Here is a 22,999-nt window from a genome sequence, read left to right as displayed (position 1 = left end):
TTATCAACTTATAGGAAGTTCAGTGAAGCTGTTAGAGATACTGTGCCGATATCGTTGTCACCAATGGTGTAGTTCATGTAGTTGGCACCTAGTGAAAGTGGGCCGAATACTGCGTAATCCGCACCGAAGCCCCACATTAAATCAAGATCGTCTTCATCTTGGTAACCGTTCGCATTTGCTTTTTGATCCCAGAAGTGCAGACCACCTTTAGCGTATACCTGTAGCGGGCCAAAGTTGATGCTTGGCTTGATCGCACCGTAAAACGAAGAAGCTTCTACTGTACCGTTACCGAAGTCGAACTCACCAAAGTTGTTGTAACCCGCTTCAACGCCAATGAACGGGAGAATACCAGTACCAGCATGAATTGAGAATGTTGTTGCATCTTCCGAGTTCAGATCAGATTGACCAACTGATGCACCACCATAAATCCAAGAGTCCGCAGAAGCTGTAGCAGATGCACCAATTAACGCTAGTGCCAGTAATGTCTTTTTCATGTTAAACCTTCTAAGTGTTATCCCACAACAGCGCTACAAGGCACACTGTTGCCGTATTGTGACAAAATTATAAAGATGCTTTTACAGTATGCAAGCACTGTGCCTACAACTAACACGCATCAATAGCGTTTTTAACTCGTTTATCCGAAACCGGATAAGGTGTCCCTAGCTGCTGAGCAAAGTAACTCACTCGCAATTCCTCTAGCATCCAACGGACTTCCTTGACGTTCTCTGGAACTGCCATTCCTCTCGGAATTTTGTTAAGCAGCTCTTTGTAATCGTTTGTAACTGATTCAATTTTCAGCATATGTAAGCGATCTTTATTCGGGTCAATCGGTAACTTCTCCATACGACGTTCGATCGCTTTCATGTAACGCAGTATATCTGGCAAGCGCTTCCAACCACACTCGGTGGCAAACCCTTTAAATATCAAACTTTCGATCTGCGCTTTGATATCAGACAGCGCAAAAGCCATGGTAAAGTCGATCTTACCTTTAAGCTTTTTGTTGATGTTAAACGCCGTTGTCAGAATCGTTTCCACTTGTTGTGCAATATCGACAACGGTGTCTCCAAGTTCTGCTCTCACATGCTCTTTCAAAGATTCAAAGTTATCTGAATCCCAAACAAGACCACCCTTCTCTTCGATCAATTTATCGATGCCACATGCGATACAGTCATCGATCAGATCCAGCACTTTGCCATACGGGTTGAAGTACAAACCTAGCTTCGATTTGTTTGGCAAATTCGAATGCAGATACTTGATTGGAGAAGGCACATTCAACAAGATCAAGCGGCGCTGACCCGCTTTCATTGCTGTCGTTTGCTCTTGCTCGGTTTCAAACAACTTGATCTCGACGCTGTCTTTACCGTCCACCAGCGCTGGATATGCTTTAACATCAAAACCACCACGCTTCTGCTGGTACACTTTAGGTAACTCGCCAAAGCTCCACGTATGCAGACCTTGCTGTTCAATGTCATCGTCTGCCACTTTCGAGAGTGTTTCTTGAACTTTACCTTTCAAGCTCTCTTTAAGCTCATGCAGATCTTTGTTTTCTTTCAGTTTGCGTTTTCTATGATCAATCGCGCGGAATGTCACTTTTAAGTGTTCCGCCACTTGATCTAGGTTCCAATCTTCGCGGAGCACTTCAACACCAGTCATTCGACGCAACTCTTTTTCAAGTGCATCCAGCAAAGGCATTTCCATTGGTGTCACGCGCGCTAGAAACGCATCAGCATAATTCGGGGCTGGCACAAAGTTTTTACGCAATGTTTTTGGCAGTGCTTTAATCAAGCTCACCACTAACTCATGTCTTAACCCAGGGATCTGCCAGTCAAACCCAACAGGGTCGATTTGGTTCAAAATTGGCAGAGGGACATGAACGGTTACACCATCGCTGTCTTCACCGGGCTCGAACTGGTAGCTCAGTTTTAACTTCAGCCCACTTTGATGCCAAAAGTTAGGGTAATCCAAGTCTGTTACATGGCTTGCATCGCCCTTGAACAGCATCTCTTTTTCAAAGTTCAGCAGTTCACTGTTGTCTTTCGAGGCTTTTTTCCACCATGTATCAAAGTGTCGACCAGAGACGACCTCAGTACTCACGCGCTGATCGTAAAAATCGAACAGTTCGTCGTCGTCAACCAAAATGTCACGACGACGAGACTTATGCTCCAGTTCCTCAACTTCTTGTAGCAACTTTCTATTCTGCTTGAAGAATGCGTGCTTGGTTTCCCACTCCCCTTCAACTAATGCACTACGAATGAAGATTTCTCGGCTTAATGTCGAATCGATATTACTGTAATTCACTAGGCGCTTTGGCACGATAGGCACACCGTAAATCATGACTTTTTCATAAGCCATGACAGCAGCACGTTTTTTCGACCAGTGAGGTTCACTGTAGCTTCGCTTGATTAAATGTTTAGCAATCGGTTCAACCCATTCAGGCTGAATTTTGGCAATAATCCGTCCCCATAGCTTCGATGTTTCAACCAACTCAGCCGACATAATCCACTTCGGTTGTTTTTTAAACAAACCAGATGCAGGGAAAATATGGAAACGCGCGTTACGAGCACCTTGATACTCATTTTTTTCTTGGTCCTTCACGCCAATGTGCGATAACAAACCAACCAGTATTGAGCTGTGTACTTTTTCATAACTGCCAGCTTCATCATTCAGCTTAAAGTCCATCTCTCGCATGGCTTGATGAATTTGGAAATAGACATCTTGCCACTCACGAACGCGCAGGTAGTTGAGGTAATCCTGCTTACACTGCTTACGGAACTGGTTTCCTGTCAATGCTTTTTGCTGCTTCTGAATGTAGTCCCATAGATTCACAAATGTGAGGAAGTCCGACTCTTCATGGAAGAATCTACGGTGTTTATCATCAGAAGATTGCTGCTTGTCAGAAGGTCTCTCTCGCGGGTCTTGAATCGATAGCGCCGACGCAATAATCATCAACTCTTTCAAACAACCGTTTTTAGGTGCTTCTAACACCATACGTGCCAGTCGAGGGTCGATTGGCAAACGTGCTAGCTGTCGGCCAATTGCAGTTAAAGGCTTCTTAGGATCTTTGGCCTTTTCGTTAATCGCTCCCAACTCTTCGAGTAGTCGAACACCATCTTGAATATTGCGCTTGTCCGGAGCTTCCACGAAAGGAAACGCTTCAATGTCTCCCAGCCCTAGCGCGGTCATCTGAAGAATAACCGAGGCCAAGTTGGTTCTTAGGATCTCTGGGTCAGTAAATTCTGGGCGAGAATCAAAGTCCTCCTCAGAATAGAGGCGGATACAGATCCCCTCCTCCACACGACCACAACGGCCTTTACGCTGGTTTGCACTCGCTTGAGATACAGGCTCGATAGGCAGACGCTGTACCTTAGTACGGTAACTGTAACGACTAATGCGCGCGGTACCAGGGTCAATAACATACTTGATGCCCGGAACCGTCAAAGACGTTTCAGCAACGTTGGTTGCCAAAACGATTCGTCTTCCCGCATGAGGTTGGAAAATACGATTTTGCTCACTCGCTGAAAGGCGCGCGTACAACGGGACAATTTCAGTATCTCGTAGATTACGTTTACCCAACGCATCCGCTGTATCTCGAATTTCTCGCTCACCATTCATGAAGATCAAGATATCGCCTAAACCTTCATCGCAGAGCTCATCTACCGCTTCGAATATACCTTCAAGTTGATCGCGATCCACGTCATCGTCACCACGAAGTGGACGATAGCGCGTTTCTACAGGGTAAGTTCGACCAGAGACTTCAATAATCGGGGCATTGCTGAAATGCTTAGAGAATCTTTCTGGGTCAATCGTCGCCGAGGTAATAATCACTTTTAAATCAGGGCGACGTGGCAACAGCTCTTTCAGGTATCCCAAAATAAAATCGATGTTTAAGCTGCGCTCGTGCGCTTCATCGATGATGATGGTGTCATATTGGTTTAAGAAACGGTCGTGTTGAATTTCAGCCAACAAGATACCGTCTGTCATCAACTTAACCTGAGTATTCTCAGAAATCTGGTCGTTAAAACGAACCTTGTAGCCGACGAACTCTCCCAGTTTGGTTTCCATTTCTTCGGCAATTCGATTAGCAACAGAGCGTGCAGCCAATCGACGCGGTTGCGTGTGCCCGATTAAGCCGTATTTACCACGACCCAACTCTGCACATATTTTGGGTAATTGAGTCGTTTTACCTGAGCCTGTTTCACCAGCAACGATCACCACTTGATGCTGCTCAATCGCTTGAGCGATGTCGTCTCTTTTTTGGCTAACCGGCAGAATGTCTGGGTATTCAATGGTTGGCTGAGCATTACTGCGCTGCTCGACTTCCATCATTGATTTGGCGATATCTAGTGCGATTTCATCGAACACGGCATTTCTGGATGCTTCTTTTTTAATTTTGCTTGCACCGCTAATACGCTTACTCAGGCGAAATCTATCTCGCAACATACACTCGCTAAGCGCTTTGCGAAGCGAAGCTGCGTTATTGGCTTGTGCAACTTGGCCATGATTATCGGCTTGCGGCTTATTATTTTCTGGCTGTGACGAAGTCAAAGCATTACCTATTTTTACTGTCTACAAAACTGCGCGGATTGTATCACACCTCACAATAAAATCGGTTAGAACAGTTGTTTACCCACTCAACTACCTCTCCAAAACTGTGGCGTACGGTAAAGTTCACATTAATTTCAGCCTTGTAGAATAAAAACAAGCTTGATGGCTCGAATCTCACACAAAAATCAGAAAACAAATAACCAATTGATAATAGGGGACATTTATCTGTTTGTTATGCAATTTATCTCTTCTTTATATTTATTTGATTCTCATTTTATGTCTATCGCCACATCACAAACGACTATAAGCGCCGTCCGCTTGGGAAGGAAATAAGTCCTCTTCTCACTGCACGTTAACAAGTAACACCCCTAAAGCAGAGTCAGTTATGACAGATGATGAAACAAGAGATATTTTGGAAAGCATCTCTTCACTTCAGGGCCGGATAAGAAAGAAAAGGAATTTGGCGGCCAGCAGGGAGCAACGCAAACGAATAGAAGATACGAAGTTCAAGCTCAACATGATGCGTATCGAACAAGGGAAACCTCTGTTCCTATTCAACTAAAACTCTTTGATACAAACATTAACCACTACTTTGAAAAACATGATGAAACTAACTAAATTACTACCTATTGCAGCCATCCTTTTCGCCACTCAAACGTTAGCTAACCCGTACATCGGTGCTAGCTATTTATATTCCGATTATCAAGTCAAAAGTGACTCGCTTGACCTAAGCGACACGAACAGCGGATACAACCTATACGCGGGTTACGCGTTTAATTCTCTGCTTTCTATTGAAGGTGGATACGCTGATTTCGTCGATACTCACAAAGATTTCGAGCACGTTTACTCAAACGCTTGGTTAGCGAGTGCGAAAGTTTCACTGCCAATCACTATCTTCGACCTATATGGCCGAGTGGGTGTGGGTCACTTCCAAAACAATGTTAAAGATACCAACGACCTATACTATGGTGTGGGTGCTGGCGTTAAAATTGGCCCTGCGCGAGTGGCCCTAGAGTACACTCAATATGAAGCAAAAGTCGTTGAAAACAGCTACGCGCTAAGCGCAGAATTCCACTTCTAAAGCGTCTTCAAAAACGAAAAAGGCCGCAGGTAAATGTTTACCTGTGGCCTTTTGTTTTAGAATCTAAATCTAGAAATCGAACTGAACGTAAATAGTGTTGTAGTTACTGCCACCTTTGATACGGCCGTACTGAGAGGCTTTCTCGAAAATCGCACTACGGTGGTGTAGCGAGTAACCCACCCACATGTTGTTAAGATCGTTTTGATTGAACAAATCACCCACATTCACATCGAATGAGAAGTCTAAGTAATTAAGCAGGTTGCTTGGTACTTTATTCTTCTCTTCCATCTCAGTGGCTTCAATATAGGTGACTTTATCGATGTAAGATAAACCTTCTGCCACACCAAAGCGCCACTTAGTTGGCCAGTTAAAGGTGTAGTAAGCCTTAATCGCAGCCACGTATTCGGTACTTGACGATTGAACGTCAGACGACCAGTGGTGTACGACACCCGGAGTTAAGTAGATATCAATTGGCCAACCAAACAGTTCATCCGTTAGAGGGTGACCATAGAAGAATGACGTCAATTGGTTATTAAATTCGTCTTTCTCTGAGTTGAGCTTAAAGATGTCACCAATATTGGATGGTGTCGCCCAACCATGGGCAATTCGAATGTAACGAGGGTTCGACAACTCAGATTTAGGCGCTTTGGCTTTGTCGTTGAAGAAACCGAAGCCTAGGTATAACTCGCCTTGGTAGCGCTCTTTAACACCTTCATAATCGTAGGCATTATCATCCAATCGTGTCACATTCGCCGAGCCAAGTAAGTAAAGGTTAGAGAATACGTGATAACGTGCTCCTAAACCGACTGTCGCATCGAAACCTGCACCGATTCGATCGTTGGTGTACTGCTCGAACGCGTAATAGGTGCTGTTAAAGTCAGAGCTCTTATAGCGTAAGTTGGCGTGTGGGCTCAATTCCCAATCACCAAACTCATAATTTGCTTCAATTCTAGCGTTACTGTGCCAATCGAAGTTGCTGTCAGACATGAACTCTAAGTCTGCCTGCCAGGTTTCATCAATATGGTAGCGAAGGCGCATACCGATGTCCGCCGTATCACCTTCATACTCATTTTGAATAGACGCCGGTATATCGACAAAGCGCATACGCGTAAGGACACTTAGCTCATAAGGAGAGCCTTTTTCTTTGTACAGAAAACCACCACCTTCAATCCCATCTAGGAAGAAGTAATCGTTCTCGAAAAACATCATCGGGATGAAAGTCGTAACTGAATCGTCACCAATTTCATTTTCAAAAGGAATGCTCGCCGTCCGAGATACGGCTGCTAGCCCCCATTTTTGCTCAGACACTTTCTTCGTTGTGACGGTCTGCTCTACTTCTGTCACAGGTTCACTTTCTTGCGCGGAGGAAAACGCCGGATAGGAAACCGTCGCCGTACATGCGATACCTGCTAACCAAACTGCTTTGTTCATCATTCTGTTAATTCTCTTTGTTCCTACTTGATATCGCTGTTATTTTCGATTACCAGTAAGGATTTCTTATGTTTAAAGGTATTTCGCCGTTACAATAAGAATATATGATCGCTTAAGTATACAAATTGTGAAAGTATCTGATTTAAAAAAAATTCTAAACTCACTCCCTGATGATAGCGATATTGATGTCGTAATGGGAGAAGAATGGTTGCCTGAACGCCTAACAAATGCGCGTTTAGATGGTGAGTATTTGTTTCTAGAATTTGATAATGCGCCAGAGGAAACTCAAGGTGATGAAGAAGGCCGTGGATTTGTCGAGCACGAAATCGAGATGATTCGTCACCGCTTTGAGCAAATCCTAGATGATGCCACAGATACAAAAACTAAAGCCGATGCTATGCTGGCACTGTTCTTGATGGGCCACGAATGTTCAAGCTCAGATATTATTGAAGTGCTTGAAGACCCAGAAGTACCAGACGAGCCATCACAACCAGATGATTGATAGCCCCATGCTTTAACGGCACTGTTGTAGAGGAAAGTTGAGTTGTCTAATGAACTACCGCTCATTTTGGCGGGCCCCCTGTTAAGAAAAACTACTCCAAACGAGATTGTATTTTGGCTAACCACCAGCAAGCCGCTACAGGGTGAGTTTCACTTATACGACGACACCAACTCAATGCCTATCTACCAAGCACCGCTCGCCAAGTGCCAACAAATAAAAGTGGGTGAACATGCTTATGTCGTCCTTGCTCAATTCAAAAGTGAGTTCCCGCAAGACCAAGCACTAAGCTATGACTTCGTAACGCCCCACGGCGGTTTGTCTGAATTAGTGCCTGATTTAACCTACCAAGACGAACAACGCCCAACATTTAAAATCTCGACCAAAGCCGATTACATTCTTCACGGCTCATGTCGAAATCCACACCACTTTAGCGAAGATGCGCTAGTCACAGCAGACAGAAAAGTCGAGGCACAGAGTATATTAGAAAGACCCGACTTATTGATGATGAGCGGTGACCAAATCTACGCCGATCACGTTGCTGGCCCCACGCTAGACGCCATTGAGCAAGCTATTGAGCTATTGGGAATGCCTAACGAAGTTCTTCCTAATGCGCCTGTTCCAGATAGCGCTTCGCTGTATGCTCACCCTGATTGTTATTTTGGTCGAGATAAGATTCTTCCACACGATGCAAGCAATGAGTCCCTGCTTGGAAAGTGGCTACCGAGTCGTAGAAGACCAATCTTCAGCTCTCGCGAAAGTGAAAATCACCTAATAAGTTTCGCCGAGTTTTTTGTCATGTACTTGCTGGTGTGGTCACCCACTTTATGGCGCTACATTGATGCTAAACGCATTCCAAATCAAAGCTATCAAATTGCAGGGACCACTCTTCCATTAAAATGGCAACAGCAATGGCAAAAAGAAGCGCCTATCATCGATAACTTTGTTCAAGGCTTGGGCAATGTGCAACGTTTGATGGCTCATGTTCCCACCTACATGGTGTTTGATGATCACGATGTCACCGACGACTGGAACCTCACCATCGGTTGGGAAAAAGCCGCATATGGGAACCCTTTTGCTCACCGAATTATTGGTAATGGCTTGATGTCTTACTGGCTGTGCCAAGGTTGGGGTAATGAACCAGACAACTTTAACCAAGAGTTTTTGGACTTAGCATACAACTCGATTACGACGCTCGAACCCAAAGCTCAAGATGATTTTGTGCAACACTTGTACAAGTTCGAACAATGGCACTACACCATTCATACTTCACCGAAAGTCGTTGTGTTAGATACTCGAACCCGCAGGTGGCGCTCTGAGTCAAAGATGAACAAACCATCTGGTCTGATGGATTGGGAAGCCTTGATTGAGTTTCAGCAAGAACTGATGCATCAAGATAAAGTGATTGTGGTGTCAGCGGCGCCGATGTTTGGGGTCAAGTTTATCGAAGCACTGCAAAGAGGCATGACTTGGGCAGGACAACCGCTTTTGATTGACGCCGAAAACTGGATGGCGCACCCCGGCAGTGCTAACACCTTACTGAGCATTTTTACGCATACAAAAACGCCAACAAACTTCGTCATCTTGTCGGGAGACGTCCATTACTCTTTCGCCTATGACATAAAACTTCGTTTTAGACGCAACAGCCCAAATATCTACCAAATTACCTGTAGTGGCTTCAAAAACCAGTTCCCTGAACCGCTTATTAGTATCTGCGATATCATGGATCGCATGCTTTACTCTCCCCGTTCGTTCTTAAACCTATTTACCAAGCGTAAGCGCTTAAGAATCACCAAGCGCGAGCCTGAATTTGCAGGCGCTAAACGTTTAGTTAACCAAAGTGCAATCGGAGAACTGAAGCTCGACGATCATGGTAAACCAAGTGAGATTTCTATCTTAACCGCGTCAGGAAAAGTCATTGGTTTCTTACCGACAGACAGCGACTAGCGACCATCCTGACCAACATTGGTATTAATGTTTTACATAATATTGACTTGTTATTTTGCGGGAGCACCACTAAATAAGAACTATAGCCCCACGCATTAGGTAGCAAATTATGTTCAACGCCATTACATCTTTATTCAAGCAGTTGCTTGACGGACAAGACCTAGGAAAACACCCAACCAGTAATCCAAATTTGGCGATTGCTTCCCTGCTGTGCGAGGTCGCCGGTGCAGATCACCAAATCGGGGATGCAGAGAAAACCGCCAAAAAAGATCTATTAGTTCGCTTATTAGGTATTTCAGAGCAAGAATCAAAGGCGCTTTTAAGTAACGCGGAAGAGAAAGTAAAAGAATCCGCGTCTCTCTACGACTTTACGTCTCAACTGAGGGAGCTTTCGCAAGAAACGCGTTTTGAACTTATCAAAGCCATGTGGGAAGTTGCACATGCAGACGGAGACATAGACCCTCTAGAGGATGCCGTCATTCGTAAAGCCGCAGAATTGCTTTATGTCGACCACAGTGAGTTCATTAGAGCGAAGTTGTCGGTGACAGGAGAGTAAGTTGAGGCGAGGCCATCAACGACACTAAACAAATAAGGGTACGCATTGCGTACCCTTATTTATTGCATTATTTACAGCCCAGTTCGTTTTATCCAACCATGTCAGATATCACGCTGTTCATTTAGCGCCCTATAGCATTGTCAGCGCCAACTTTGCTAAGTTGTAGGCGTCCACATAACCAGAGTGCTGACGACCTTCCCATTCAATGCCCTTTTCTTCTTGCGCAGCTCGATGTCCGATACGCTTATCTTTCAGGCGATTTTGAATGCGATACAACGTTGCTAGGTTAAGAAACTCTTTGAAAGGTGCATCAATGCCTTTCTCTTGGCATTCGTTGAGCAAAATCAGGTCATCTCTGCCCCACGATGCAAAAATCTTATTCGCGCCACCAAAGTTCTTCACTATCGATTGAATGACTGACGCCAGCGGGCGGCCTTGTTTCTCTACCTTACGAGGCGTAATACCAGTGAGCTCCGCACAAAATAGAGACACTTCGTCGTGCTCCGGCTTAACGTAGTATTGAGCACGTTTAACGATTTCACCAGACGCTAAATCAATTTCAGCCAGTCCTACTTCAATAATCTCACCCGTAGTGCCAACGCCATCGACGTTCCAACAACACATTTCCAGATCGAAGCAAACTACTCGGTTATAATTCATTTCTTGCCTTTGTTACCCGCTAAATATTGAGTGAACCCGTTGAAAGCGCCAGATTCTACCTCAGTTAAGCACAAAACTCGACTGACGTTTCAGGCTAAATCCACCGATTTTCCGTAAGGTTCAGGAAATACTCTCCATTCGTCACGAATGCTGACTAAAAAGCCGCCACTCAAACCGTTGAACACCCGTGAATACTCGTTTTCTACGAGCCTTATCCCTTGAATGTGGTACTATTCGCCCCAATTTAACGAACAAGAATGGCGCGTTCCTGTGTAAGGGAAATCTCACTTGCGCCACAAACAATCTATTCTTTTTGAATATTACGACCTAAAGAGAATTCGATATGAACTTCGATTTACAAATGATCCCTCAAACATTCGATATGCTGCATGCTGGTTTAACCGCGTCTAGCGTGTTACTTCTGCTCATTGCTGTGTCTCGCAAATCCAAAGTGATTGAAAAAGTGGTTGAGAAGCCAGTAGAGAAAATTGTTGAAGTAGAAAAACCCGTTGAGAAGATCGTCGAAGTAGAGAAAGTCGTCGAAGTAGAAAAAGTCATCGAGAAAGTGGTTGAAGTAGAATCTAAACTTGCAACTGCATCGACTGACTCAGCCATGCAGCTTCTGTCTATCATGCAGCAAGAAGCTCGCCTGATTGACTTCCTGAAAGAAGACCTAACGTCATTCTCAGACGAAGAAGTCGGCGCAGCGGCTCGCGTTATTCACACTGGCGGCCAAAAAGTATTGGCAGACTACGTTTCGTTAGAGCACGTTCGTAATGAAGACGAAGAAACACGTATTACCGTCGAAGAAGGCTTCAACCCACAAGAAATTCGCCTAACGGGTAATGTCACGGGTAACGCGCCATTTAACGGTACTTTGGTTCACAAAGGTTGGAAAGCAAGTTCAATGAACCTGCCAAAACTTGCAGAGAACTACGACGCATCAATCATTGCACCAGCAGAGGTTGAGCTGTAATGGAAAACCACAACACCGCCAGTCACGAGTCTCAATCACCAAAATTCAGTGTTGGTATCGACTTAGGAACCACTCACTGTGTGCTGTCTTACGTAGATGCCACCAGTGAAGATGCCCGAGTAGAAGTGATGGCAATCCCGCAGCTAACAGCTCCGGGCACGGTAGAAACTCGTAACCAACTGGGTTCATTCTTGTATCAACCACATGAGCACGAAATGAATCCAGCATCTCGCGTACTACCTTGGTCTTCTGAGCCAACGGCTCTTGTGGGTGCGATTGCTCGTAACCTTGGTGCGAAAACGCCAATTCGCCTGATTGCCAGTGCAAAGTCTTGGTTGTGCCATGGTGGCGTCAATCGTCGCGATGCCTTTCTACCTGCTGGTAGCCCTGAAGAGGTGGAAAAAGTATCTCCACTTCGCGCGACCGAATTGTATTTAGAGCACTTAAAGCAAGCATGGGATCACGCAAACCCGTCAACGCCTCTATCAGAGCAAGATGTGACAATCACAGTGCCAGCCTCTTTCGATCCTGCAGCGCGAGATTTAACCGCTGAAGCGGCTCGAAATGTCGGCTTTGCGCACCTAACTCTGCTAGAAGAACCACAAGCCGCTCTTTACAACTGGATTGATAACAGCAACGACAAGTGGCGCGATGAAGTCGCTGTTGGTGATATTGTTCTCGTGGTCGATATTGGTGGTGGTACAACTGACCTTTCTCTTGTAGAAGTAACTGAAGATGAAGGTAACCTAACCCTCAATCGTATTGCGGTCGGCGAACACATCTTGCTGGGCGGCGACAATATGGATCTCGCCCTAGCTTACCGCTTGAAAATGAAACTCGCGCAAGAAGGTAAAGAACTTCAGCCATGGCAAGTTCAGGCGATGACTCACGCTTGTCGTGATGCTAAAGAAGCACTTCTGAACGATAGCGAACTTCAGTCTGTGCCGATTGTAGTTCCAAGCCGAGGTTCTAAACTACTTGGGGCAACTCTAAAGACTGAGCTGACTCAACAAGAGGTGCAGCAAACGTTGGTAGACGGTTTCTTCCCGAAAGTTGCCGTATCTGAACATCCAGTTCAACGTAATCGTGGTGCACTGACTCAAATGGGCCTACCTTACGCTCAAGATGCAGGCATCACTCGCCATATCGCGGCTTTCTTGACCAAGCAAGCCAATGCACTTTCAAGCACTTCATCAGCTCTCAACGAACCAGAGCAAGGCTTCAACCCGTTTGCCAACATGCCGGGGATGGGCGGAGAAACGGCGAGTGCCGATTTCATCAAACCTACTGCTATTTTATTTAACGGCGGCGTACTGAAATCTACCCTGCTCGCGAACCGATTAGAAGAAACCATAAACGAGTGGCTGATTGATGCCGACAACGAAATGGCACAACGTCTAACTGGGGTTGATCTTGACCTTGCCGTTGCAAGTGGCGCCTCCTACTACGGCGCAGTTCGCCGTGGACAGGGCGTACGAATTCGTGGCGGTATCGCCTCTAGCTACTACGTTGGGATTGAAAGTGCTATGCCGGCAATCCCAGGCATGGCGCCACCGATGGAAGCGCTATGTGTTGCACCATTTGGAATGGAAGAAGGATCGAGTGTTGATGTTCCTAGCCAAGAGTTTGGCCTAATCATTGGTCAACCGGTTAACTTCCAATTCTTTGGCTCTACCGTTCGCCGAGAAGATCTTGCTGGTACTCACCTAGATCATTGGGCACCAGAAGAACTTGAAGAACTACCAGAAATTCAAGTGACCCTGCCCGTTTCTGAAGGCCGACGTGAAGGCGAAGTCGTTCCAGTTACTTTAGCGTCACGAGTAACAGAGTTAGGGACTCTTTACTTGGAAGCGATTGCCTCAGACAACGGTCAAAAATGGCATGTTGAGTTTGATGTGCGAGAAGACGCAAACTCTAGCTCAGAGCAAGTACAGTAATTTAAATACGGAAAATCCTGCGGCACCTATCGGTGCCGTTTTTCCATGATAAATAAGGTTTTGTTATATGGCATCTCCTCGTTTTTTAGTCGGTATAGATTTAGGTACAACCAATACGGTTGTCGCATTCTGTGAAATCACCGACCAACTGCAGAAGTCACCTGTTTCACTATTTGAAATCGATCAATTAATCGGCCCTGGTGAAGTGGTTCGCAAGCCCTTGCTACCTTCATTCCGTTATCACCCAGCACAAGGGCAAATATCCCCTTCTGACCTCACGCTACCATGGGACGACAAACCTGTTACTGGTGATATCGAACACGTTATCGTCGGTGAATGGGCACGTGAACTGGGTGCTAAAGTTGAAGGCCGACAAGTCTCCAGTGCTAAGAGTTGGCTGTCTCACCAAGCCGTAGACCGAAGTTCCGAGATTCTTCCATGGGCAGGCGCAGCGGATGTCGAGAAAGTCTCCCCTGTTATCGCCAGCGCCAGTTACTTAAATCATATTCGCCTCGCTTGGAATTATCGTAACCCTAGCAACAAACTGGAAGACCAAGACGTGGTGGTCACCGTTCCGGCGTCCTTCGACGAAACCGCACGTAAACTCACTTTAGAGGCGGCGCAGCTCGCAGGGTTAAACAAAATCGTTCTGCTCGAAGAGCCACAAGCGGTCTGTTACGACTGGTATGCACGCCACCAGCAAACCGCCGCAGATGAACTCAAAGAACTGCCGCTCATTTTAGTCTGCGATGTCGGCGGTGGTACTACGGACTTGAGTTTGATCGAGGCCAAGTACCAGCAAGAAGAGCTATCACTCGATCGTATTGGTGTTGGTGAACACTTAATGCTTGGTGGTGACAACCTCGATTTAGCACTGGCTCATTTGGCTGAGCAGCGCTTTAGTCAAAGCAAAAAGCTTAATGCTGCCAGCTTAACCAAGCTGATCCAACAGACTCGTAAAGCAAAGGAAAACTTGCTTTCGGCCAATGCACCCAATGAAGTAAAAATCACCATGCTGGGTAGTGGTTCGAAATTACTTGGCGGAACAAAGAGCATTGGATTAACCAAACAAGAAGTGCATCAAATTGCGCTAGATGGTTTTTTCCCGACCACCGATTTTAGCCAGACTCCAGACAAAAGGCGCAGCGCGGTTGTTGAATTTGGATTGCCTTATGTCGCCGACCCAGCAGTAAGTAAGCACGTTGCTGAGTTCCTGAATCAACACCAGCAAGTGTCCTACTCTGCGCTTGGCCAAGAAGACACCAGCAAACCAGCAATCCCTGTCGGCTTGCTACTCAACGGCGGTGTGTTCAACAGTGAACTCGTAACAGCGCGGGTCACTCAGTTGCTAGAGAAATGGCGCGGCGAGCCGGTGACAGTGCTAGATAACCCACACCCTGATTGGTCGGTGGCGTTAGGTGCCGTCGCATTTGGCAAAGCTCGACGCGGAGCGCAGTTGAAGATTGGTGGCGGCGCAGCCCGCTCATACTTCCTACATCTCCAAGAAAAAAACAAGATGGGCAAGGCGTTGTGCCTACTATCAAAAGGGACAGAAGAAGGCCAAGAGATCCGTTTGAGTGGTCGACGCTTTTCCCTAACCTTGGGAGAGCCCGTTCGCTTTAATCTTCTGACAACCACACACGATGTACTCTCCAATAACACTGCGGTACAAAACGGCGTTATGGTGGATGTTGACCCAGACTTATTCGCACCGCTTCCTCCTTATATTTCAACCCTAGAAGGAGAAGGTGTTGAGCTTCAAGCCAACCAAAAAGAGCGTGTTGAAGTTCAGCTTGCATGCCAACTGACAGAAGTCGGTACGCTCAAAATGGAGTGTGTACATGTCGACGATGACAGCAAACGCTGGGCACTAGAGTTCGAAGTACGAAACCAGAAATCAGAAGATAACGAACAAGAAAGCCTTCACCCTCGTTTGCCTGAGTGTAAGGAACTGATTGCGCGTATCTACAGTGGCAATAAAAAAAGCGCCGACTCAAAAGAGATTAAAACGCTCACCAAAGAGCTCGAGAAGAAACTCGGTAAGCGTGATGAATGGGACTTTACGACACTACGTCAGCTTTTTGATACCTTTGCATTGGGGCGCAAACGTCGACGCCGATCCGAAGCGCACGAGAAAAACTGGTTACGCCTTGCAGGCTTCGCACTTCGCCCAGGGTTTGGCGATGCCACCGACTCGTGGCGCATCGAACAAGTATGGGGGCTGTACCAGCAAGGTATTCAATTTAAGAACCACCAAGGATGGACTGACTGGTGGGTCTTCTGGCGCCGTATTGCAGGTGGGCTGAGCCAAGAGCAGCAAGAAACCATCCTTGCCGACATTGCTAAATACTTGCACCCAGGGGCAATGAAAAACCCGCAATCAGCTAAAGTAGCTCAGGACATGGGCTATGAATCTATGGTTCGACTCGCCGCCTCCCTTGAGCATTTAGAAGTAGAAGATAAAGTACTGCTCTCTACTTGGTGCTTAAGCAAAGCCATCAACCACAATCAATTTGAGCAAGCACATTGGTGGGCACTAGGCAGACTTGCGTCGCGCACCCCTCTCTATGGAAGCCAACACAGTGTTATTCCAAGGGAACAGGCAGAGCAGTGGTTGCCTAAGTTGTTGGAACAAAATTGGCAAAAAGAACCGATGATCGCATTTGCTGCCGTCATGATTTGCCGCCGCACAGGCGATCGTTTGTTTGATATCTCCGACGATTACCGTCAACAGGTACTTGATAAGCTCAAGCAGAGCAAAGTTCCTGATGCATGGGTTGATCTTGTCGAGCAAGTCAAAGAGCTGTCCGCGAATGAATCAAAACGCATCTTTGGCGATGCGCTGCCAAGCGGTTTGTCGTTGCTCAATAACACTTAATACAATGAATAAGCCCCGATATTTTCGGGGCTTATTAGTTCTCAACCCTTACAAGCCCCTCACCAAATAGCTAAATATTTTCAACAACTTAAATCATTCATCATCTAAATAAAACAAGAGTATAAAACGGTCGTATTGGGCTCAAGTTCACACAAAGTGTAAACAAAGATTAATAACCCGTTTTCTCGCTGTTCCAGATCGAAATCCTTGACTAAAGTTTAATCACCAAGTTAATCCCGACTTGGAGAAACGTTAGCAAATCTGGAGGTAATGATGGAAAAGTACTGCCCAAACTGCCACACGGAACTGGTAGATAGAGCCAATGTTCATATTTGTCCACGACACGCCATTGGTGATTGCACTTACGATGCCTATCAACTCTATCTAGATACACTCGCTGACCACCCATACCCAGAGGAGAATAAATCGCTAGAACCAATGTCTTGATCGGCGAATCAGGCCTAGGTTAACTAGACAACTCCCTGCAAAGTAAAGTCCTAGTGACAAATCCCTTCAAGGAAGATACAACAAACTATAATAACAACATTCAGTTAGGCTAGATGAGGAAGTCGAAGGAACAGGCTTCTTCTCTAGTATTTCATACCCGTTTATACCCCATAAGACGTAATTACCGCGGCGATGAAGTCGCCAGAGGATCTTTGCCCCATGAGATACATCAAACGCTTAAGTGCTCTAACCCTTTCGATATGTGCGTCTTTTAACGCTTTTGCTTGGCAAGCCGAAAAGGTTTCAAGTGGCCTTATTATCCCCTGGGGGCTTGCTTATGTTGTCCAAAATACCATGCTGGTCACAGAGCGGAATGGCGTGATTAAACAGCTTAATATCGCCAGTGGAGAGCACACACCGATTCTTCAGGTCAGTGATGTTTGGGCAAAGGGACAAGGTGGTTTACTCGATGTTGCACTTTCCCCCTTCGATGAAAATACCGTTTATTTTACTTACAGTAAGGATATTGATGGCGATGCTGCCACAACGCTCGCGACAGCCCAGTACAAAAACGGAACACTTTCAGATTGGCAGGATATCCTCATTACTCAATCACAATCCGATGGCGGACGGCACTTTGGTAGCCGAATCGCATTCGACGAGAAATACCTCTACTTCACTATTGGCGACAGAGGCGAGCGTGACAACGGGCAAGATCGACAAACCCACTCTGGCACAATTGTTCGACTCAACCCAGATGGCAGCACTCCGACAGACAACCCTTTTATCAAAGACAGTAACGCACTGGATGAAATATGGAGCTTTGGTCATCGAAACCCTCAAGGAATTGCCTACGACGCTAAAACCCAACGACTTTGGTCAATTGAACATGGACCAAGAGGTGGAGATGAAATCAATCTAATTAAGAAAGGCGCCAACTACGGTTGGCCCATAACGTCTCACGGTAAAGAATACTGGGGGCCAATTAACGTCGGAGAAGCCAAAGAAAAAGACGGGATAGAGTCCCCGGTAAAAGTATACGTTCCATCCATAGCTCCTGGCAGCCTAGTCATTTACCAAGGCGACAAGTTTCCCAGCCTAAAAGGAAAGCTCCTTTCTGGCGCACTTAAACTCACTCACATCAATGTCGTCACTCTTGACGCCGATGGCAATGCCGTTGATGAGCAAAGACTACTAGAAGACCTAGGTGAACGAATTCGCGACATCGAAGTCGCTCCTGACGGCAATATTTTCTTTAGCACCGACAATGGCAATGTGTATCGACTGACTAAATAACTCAGATCAACCACTGCCTTTTTTACTCACTACGAATCACTATTCGGCCGTTTTATGACCAAAAAATATTTACTTATCACCAGCGATGATTTTGCAATCAGCCACAGTGTTAACCAAGGTATCTTGCAAGGTTTTCAGAAAGGGTTACTGCATAGTTCCAATTTCATGGCGTCTGGCCCGTGGTTACCTGAAGCCATTCGCCTGACCAAACAACATAACCTACCTATTGGGGTGCACTTAACGCTCACTTGTGAGTGGACCAACATGTCGTGTGGTCCAATAACCGCAGCGCCCTCTTTAAGTAATGAGCTAGGGTATTTTTACGCCAGTTACGAAGAACTGCTAGATACACTCAACATCGAGGATGTAAAACGAGAGTATCGAGCGCAAATCGATAGAGTCATTAAGAGTGGCGTTCAGCCCACTCACGTTGAAACGCATATGTTGCCAGAGCTATTGTTCGAAGGTTCAGAGGTATACCAATCTCTTGCCGACGCAGTCGAGCAAGTCGCCAATGAATACGGTTTGATCTACACCTACGCGGTCGAAAATGGAAAATTGAAGTACTTTGATGACAGTTTCACTATGACCCACCTTTCTTATGAAGAGATTACAGGCAGACTCTCTCGCTACGAAGAAGAGATATACCATGTCATTTGCCACTGCGCCCTAGATAACGAAGAGCAAAATGCCCTAGCGTTACCCGAAGAGCCTGTATCATGCTGGGCAGCTCAGTGTCGTCAGACTGATTTAGATATTGTCAGCTCACTGGAGTTTAAAACCTTTCTAGAGCAGCACAATTTTGAGCTAATCAACATAGAGCAACTTCTGGGTTTACATAACTTACCCGCTAGCAATAATCACCAATCATAGTTCCACTTATTCGCCTGAGACACTCCACTAATCAAAGGTATTGTCTCAGGTGATTTTAGCTACAACTATCGCAGACCTTCCTAATCAAACTTTATTGTTACCATTGGTAACTTTATGATTTTTATTCATTTTACTTTGCTAACAGCAACAACAAGCTCCCTTTTTCATTTACCTTGATTCAAGAAATGAAATGCCAGACAAAGCGCTTACATACCAGCAATAAAGCTCTAAAAATCCGCCGCTATCTTTTACTCGAATCTAATAAAAGAAAAGGCAGATGGTATGAACACTATTAGCGATAAACGCGCTAGGCAGTTGTTATTGCAAGCAACGATGGGATTTAAATATCACGACATCAAAAACGTACAGGAGGCAGGCAGCATTGAAAATTGGATTGACGAGCAAGTTCACGATGTTTTTCGAACAAGCTTAGTTAACCGCCAGAATCTTATGCAAGAACAACATCACAATGAAAATTGGACTGATGTACACTTCAACATTGCATACACAGATATGTTGCTTAACCGAAATGATATTCTTCGCCACCGCATAAGCTACATACTCACCCAGTTGTTTGTCGTCAGTAACAATAACCCTGAGCTGAAGAAGAAAGACCGGCGACTGGCATTCTCTAAATACTACGATGGGTTGTCAGAGCACTGCTTCAGTGACTTCCCCACATTACTCAAGGTCATGTCGACCTCACCAGTCATGGGCCAATACCTGACCTATCTTGGAAACGATCATGTCGAAGGGATTGCTCCTGATGAGAACTTTGCCCGCGAAGTCATGCAGTTGTTTTCCATCGGGCCAAATCTGCTGCGCATGGACGGCTCAATAATTGAGGACTCAAACGACCGACCGATACCTTCATACACTCAGCAAGATATAGAACAAGCAGCAAAAGTGATGACAGGGTGGTCGCTCAATAACGATGACTGGCTCAGGCCAATGACCATGAATGAGTCTGCTCATAATACCCAATCCAAAACTATACTAGGGGATACCATTCCTGCGGGTCTGAACGGTGAACAAGACCTGGATGCGTTTATTAGTTTGCTCTGTAAGCACCCAAATACCGCCCCTTTTGTCAGCAAATTCTTTATCCAGAAAATGGTGACGTCTAATCCAAGCCGAGAGTATGTTGCCCGAGTCGCAAAGGATTTTCATGCGAGTAACTTAGACATGGTGACCCTAATCACTTCGATTGTGACAGACGTTGAAGCGACCTATTCACGTGAGGTGACTGAGGATGGTCTAATTCGCGATCCATTGATTGTTTTGCAACATGCAATGAGAGCGCTAAATCTTAAGCTCAAACCTCAATACAAAATGCTTCCTGATGGTTTTTCTTGGAAGAACCGTAGAACACTGATGGACGGGCCTAGTGTCTTCTATCACTACCAACCTGAAGAAGCACCCAATGATGAACGATTTGACGGCTTAGCTGCACCGGAATTCAAACTGTATAACTGGGACGACATTCACCATTACTATGCACAAGTGACGGATCTCGCTGTGCGATTTGAGTCTGAAACACAACCCCATGTGTACGTTGGCTACGACGCAATCGAGACTCAGTACCGAAATGTCGATAATCCAAATAGCCTAGAGCGCCTAATTGAGCTGCTCGACCAGTACCTATTCTCTAATACGATGAGCCAACCGATGATAAGTATCGTCAGAGATTACCTATCAACCGTAAATCGCAACAACATTAATGGCCTTAGAGCACTCATTGTTCAGCTAATCCTATCGCCAGACTTTATGACTCAGGGAGAATAACCATGACAGTATCAAGACGAACGTTTCTTAAAGGTAGCCTTTCTGGTGTCGGCGTGACTGCATTTAACCTAAGCTCACCACTCGCACACGCCCTCTCCCCCACTTGTGATACCCCAGCTCAACATAAAGCCCTTGTTGGAATCAATCTTGGAGGCGGTAACGACGGATTTAACTGCTTTGTCCCCAAAGCAGACAAAGAATACGCGCTGTACCGAGCACTTCGTTCCAACCTAGCGTTTGAAAAAGACCAGCTACTCGATCTCAACTTTGCACACGACGGCTTAAAGCTAGCGCTTTCTCCAGAACTTGAAGCAATGAAGTGGCTATTTGATGACAATAAAGCCGTACCTATTGTCAATGTTGGCCCGCGGATGCAACCAAAAGAACGTGCTCACGACATTGATAAACTAAAGCCAATTCATCTTTACTCTCACAATCATCAAAGCGCTATCACCCAAACCTACACAGGGAATAGCATTAGTAACGAAGGCTGGGGAGGACGTTCTGCATATTTGCTCGAAACCGGCTACAACTTAAATGAGCTTGAACCCATTTTTGAGGTCGGTTCCCAATCAGTATGGACGAACAGCAAAGAGAAAACGGCTAACCGCATTGGAACATCAATGCCGCCTAAAATGTCGCTCCACAATCAAGGCCAACAATTGTTCGAGGCCTTTCGTGATAGAAAGATCACCAGCCAATCTATTTTCAAGCAGTACTACTCCGAGCTATGTATTGATGCTAGAGAAAAGTTTGATGAGTTTGAAAAAATATTGGTCGATGAAGAGAATTGTCCTTACGGGTTTAACTTAGACACATCACTCGGAAAGCAGCTCCGAGTCGTACTATTGCTGCTGCTCGCTCGCGATGCTTTCCAGCATCCGGCTCAGTTTTTCTCTGTAACATTGGGAGGATTTGATACTCACAGTAATCAAACACGCGACCAAGGTGAGCTACTTCGTCTACTCGCCTCTCAGCTTTCTGTGTTCTACCGAAACTTGGACCAAGAAGGGCTTACAGACTCAGTGACCACTTTTACCTTCTCAGAGTTTGGACGCACGTTAATTCCAAATGGTTCAGGTACGGACCATGGCTGGGGCAATTGTCAGATGGTGTTAGGAGGCGACCTTAACGGTAATCAAGTTCATGGGATTTGGCCTGACCTGTCCTCCAGTAGTGCTGACTTACTCAGCCGTGGACGCGTTGTTCCTACAATGAGTGTCGATCTGTTCCATGCCACACTATTAAGCTGGGTAGGCGTGAAAAACGATGGCATCGAAGCCATGTTTCCAACCTTGGTTGGATACGATCCCGAAGCGATACCCATTTTTAAAAGCTGTGGCCAATCCCCTGTGAACAAGTTAAATATCATTGGAGCCTCTGCCAGCGAAGAAAACCCAAATGGCATAGACAAAATTGCTCATGGTATCGATGGAGACCTAAACACCAAGTGGTCAGCAAATGGCAGAAACATTGAATACACCGTTGAACTAGAGAGCGTGTCTACAGTGACAATGCTAAAGTTTGCCCAAGCCAAAGGAGATGAGCGACGTTATTACTTAGATATCGAAGTGAGTCAGGATGGCATCACGTTTGAGGATGCCACCAGTATTGATACAGCCGGACAAAGTGACCAAATGGTCGAGTACCCAACAGGCTCTTACCAAGCAAAATATATTCGTTTCGTATGCCAAGGAAATAGTGATACAAACGCTTCACTAGCTCAGTGGAACAACTTTAGGCATGTGGAGGTTTGGGGGCAATAGCTCCCTTTCATTTCATATGTTTAGGAGCAGAAAATGAAAAAACCCAGCCATAAGGCTGGGTTTCCAATTTGGAGCGACACACGAGGTTCGAACTCGTGACCTCAACCTTGGCAAGGTTGCGCTCTACCAACTGAGCTAGTGTCGCATTGCTACGTCAGACGTAGGCTTAATCGATGGTGCCCCGGGCCGGACTTGAACCGGCACAGCGCGAACGCCGAGGGATTTTAAATCCCTTGTGTCTACCAATTCCACCACCAGGGCACGCAATTCTTTATTGCGATGGGTAAGACACCATCTTTAGCATCGAACTTCCTATAAGGCG

At 45.8% G+C, this 22,999-nt stretch carries 17 protein-coding genes and 2 tRNA genes; 13 read left to right on the top strand and 6 right to left on the bottom strand.

The window, feature by feature from the left end; all coding sequences use genetic code 11:
• Window positions 1-8: 8 nt before the first annotated feature.
• Window positions 9-494, bottom strand: coding sequence for an outer membrane beta-barrel protein (locus tag ACXABW_RS06395; protein ID WP_252030533.1), 486 nt, complete (start codon window positions 492-494; stop codon window positions 9-11).
• A gap of 109 nt (window positions 495-603) precedes the next feature.
• Window positions 604-4,545: an ATP-dependent RNA helicase HrpA gene (gene hrpA / locus ACXABW_RS06390; RefSeq protein WP_457524609.1), complete on the bottom strand. Its 3,942-nt coding sequence runs from the start codon at window positions 4,543-4,545 to the stop codon at window positions 604-606.
• A 385-nt stretch (window positions 4,546-4,930) separates the two neighbouring features.
• On the opposite strand from hrpA, the gene ACXABW_RS06385 reads away from it, so the two are divergent.
• Window positions 4,931-5,107 (top strand): hypothetical protein, encoded by a 177-nt coding sequence (locus ACXABW_RS06385; protein WP_252030531.1) that lies wholly within the window; start codon window positions 4,931-4,933, stop codon window positions 5,105-5,107.
• A gap of 42 nt (window positions 5,108-5,149) precedes the next feature.
• Entirely contained in the window at window positions 5,150-5,626 is a 477-nt protein-coding gene (locus tag ACXABW_RS06380) for a porin (protein WP_353505352.1), read from the top strand.
• A 69-nt stretch (window positions 5,627-5,695) separates the two neighbouring features.
• On the opposite strand, the gene ACXABW_RS06375 is transcribed toward ACXABW_RS06380, so the two are convergent.
• Window positions 5,696-7,057 carry a MipA/OmpV family protein gene (locus tag ACXABW_RS06375; protein ID WP_457524960.1) on the bottom strand — a complete coding sequence of 454 codons (1,362 nt, stop codon included), beginning with the start codon at window positions 7,055-7,057 and terminating at the stop codon, window positions 5,696-5,698.
• 127 nt (window positions 7,058-7,184) lie between these two features.
• Between ACXABW_RS06375 and ACXABW_RS06370 the strand changes: the two genes are divergently transcribed.
• The 3 genes from ACXABW_RS06370 to ACXABW_RS06360 all read left to right on the top strand — a co-directional run bounded on the left by ACXABW_RS06370 (window position 7,185) and on the right by ACXABW_RS06360 (window position 10,059).
• On the top strand, window positions 7,185-7,559 hold the full coding sequence (locus tag ACXABW_RS06370) for a VC1380 family protein (RefSeq protein WP_265688298.1): 375 nt from the start codon (window positions 7,185-7,187) through the stop codon (window positions 7,557-7,559).
• A gap of 42 nt (window positions 7,560-7,601) precedes the next feature.
• Complete coding sequence (locus tag ACXABW_RS06365; RefSeq protein ID WP_457524606.1) at window positions 7,602-9,503, top strand: alkaline phosphatase D family protein; 1,902 nt, start codon at window positions 7,602-7,604, stop codon at window positions 9,501-9,503.
• 109 nt (window positions 9,504-9,612) lie between these two features.
• Window positions 9,613-10,059, top strand: a complete 447-nt coding sequence (locus ACXABW_RS06360) for a tellurite resistance TerB family protein (RefSeq protein ID WP_252030525.1) — start codon at window positions 9,613-9,615, stop codon at window positions 10,057-10,059.
• A gap of 129 nt (window positions 10,060-10,188) precedes the next feature.
• Here the strand turns inward: ACXABW_RS06360 and ACXABW_RS06355 are convergent, their stop codons facing one another.
• Window positions 10,189-10,719, bottom strand: a complete 531-nt coding sequence (locus tag ACXABW_RS06355) for a 3'-5' exonuclease (protein WP_252030524.1) — start codon at window positions 10,717-10,719, stop codon at window positions 10,189-10,191.
• Window positions 10,720-11,062: 343 nt separating this feature from the next.
• Between ACXABW_RS06355 and ACXABW_RS06350 the strand changes: the two genes are divergently transcribed.
• From ACXABW_RS06350 to ACXABW_RS06315, 8 genes are all read left to right on the top strand, one after another.
• Window positions 11,063-11,695 (top strand): DUF2760 domain-containing protein, encoded by a 633-nt coding sequence (locus ACXABW_RS06350; RefSeq protein WP_457524604.1) that lies wholly within the window; start codon window positions 11,063-11,065, stop codon window positions 11,693-11,695.
• A complete protein-coding gene (locus ACXABW_RS06345) occupies window positions 11,695-13,632 on the top strand; it encodes an Hsp70 family protein (RefSeq protein WP_457524603.1) in 1,938 nt (645 codons plus the stop codon). The genes ACXABW_RS06350 and ACXABW_RS06345 overlap by 1 nt, the downstream gene beginning before the upstream one ends.
• Window positions 13,633-13,699: 67 nt before the next feature.
• Window positions 13,700-16,510, top strand: a complete 2,811-nt coding sequence (locus ACXABW_RS06340; RefSeq protein ID WP_457524601.1) for an Hsp70 family protein — start codon at window positions 13,700-13,702, stop codon at window positions 16,508-16,510.
• A 273-nt stretch (window positions 16,511-16,783) separates the two neighbouring features.
• Window positions 16,784-16,957, top strand: coding sequence for a hypothetical protein (locus ACXABW_RS06335; RefSeq protein WP_457524599.1), 174 nt, complete (start codon window positions 16,784-16,786; stop codon window positions 16,955-16,957).
• Window positions 16,958-17,176: 219 nt separating this feature from the next.
• Window positions 17,177-18,253: a PQQ-dependent sugar dehydrogenase gene (locus ACXABW_RS06330; RefSeq protein ID WP_457524598.1), complete on the top strand. Its 1,077-nt coding sequence runs from the start codon at window positions 17,177-17,179 to the stop codon at window positions 18,251-18,253.
• Window positions 18,254-18,307: 54 nt separating this feature from the next.
• Window positions 18,308-19,126: a carbohydrate deacetylase gene (locus ACXABW_RS06325; RefSeq protein WP_457524597.1), complete on the top strand. Its 819-nt coding sequence runs from the start codon at window positions 18,308-18,310 to the stop codon at window positions 19,124-19,126.
• 282 nt (window positions 19,127-19,408) lie between these two features.
• Window positions 19,409-20,911 carry a DUF1800 family protein gene (locus ACXABW_RS06320; RefSeq protein ID WP_457524596.1) on the top strand — a complete coding sequence of 501 codons (1,503 nt, stop codon included), beginning with the start codon at window positions 19,409-19,411 and terminating at the stop codon, window positions 20,909-20,911.
• Window positions 20,912-20,913: 2 nt separating this feature from the next.
• A complete protein-coding gene (locus ACXABW_RS06315) occupies window positions 20,914-22,677 on the top strand; it encodes a DUF1501 domain-containing protein (protein ID WP_457524595.1) in 1,764 nt (587 codons plus the stop codon).
• 69 nt (window positions 22,678-22,746) lie between these two features.
• On the opposite strand, the gene ACXABW_RS06310 is transcribed toward ACXABW_RS06315, so the two are convergent.
• Together ACXABW_RS06310 and ACXABW_RS06305 are read right to left on the bottom strand one after the other, a co-directional pair.
• Window positions 22,747-22,822 (bottom strand) — tRNA-Gly (locus ACXABW_RS06310).
• Between the two features lie 29 nt (window positions 22,823-22,851).
• A tRNA-Leu gene (locus ACXABW_RS06305) sits at window positions 22,852-22,938 on the bottom strand.
• Between the last annotated feature and the right edge of the window lie 61 nt (window positions 22,939-22,999).

The organism is Vibrio paucivorans (assembly GCF_054053395.1).
The sequence above is the reverse complement of the archived record's forward strand: the minus strand, read 5'-3'. Positions and strand labels throughout refer to the sequence as shown.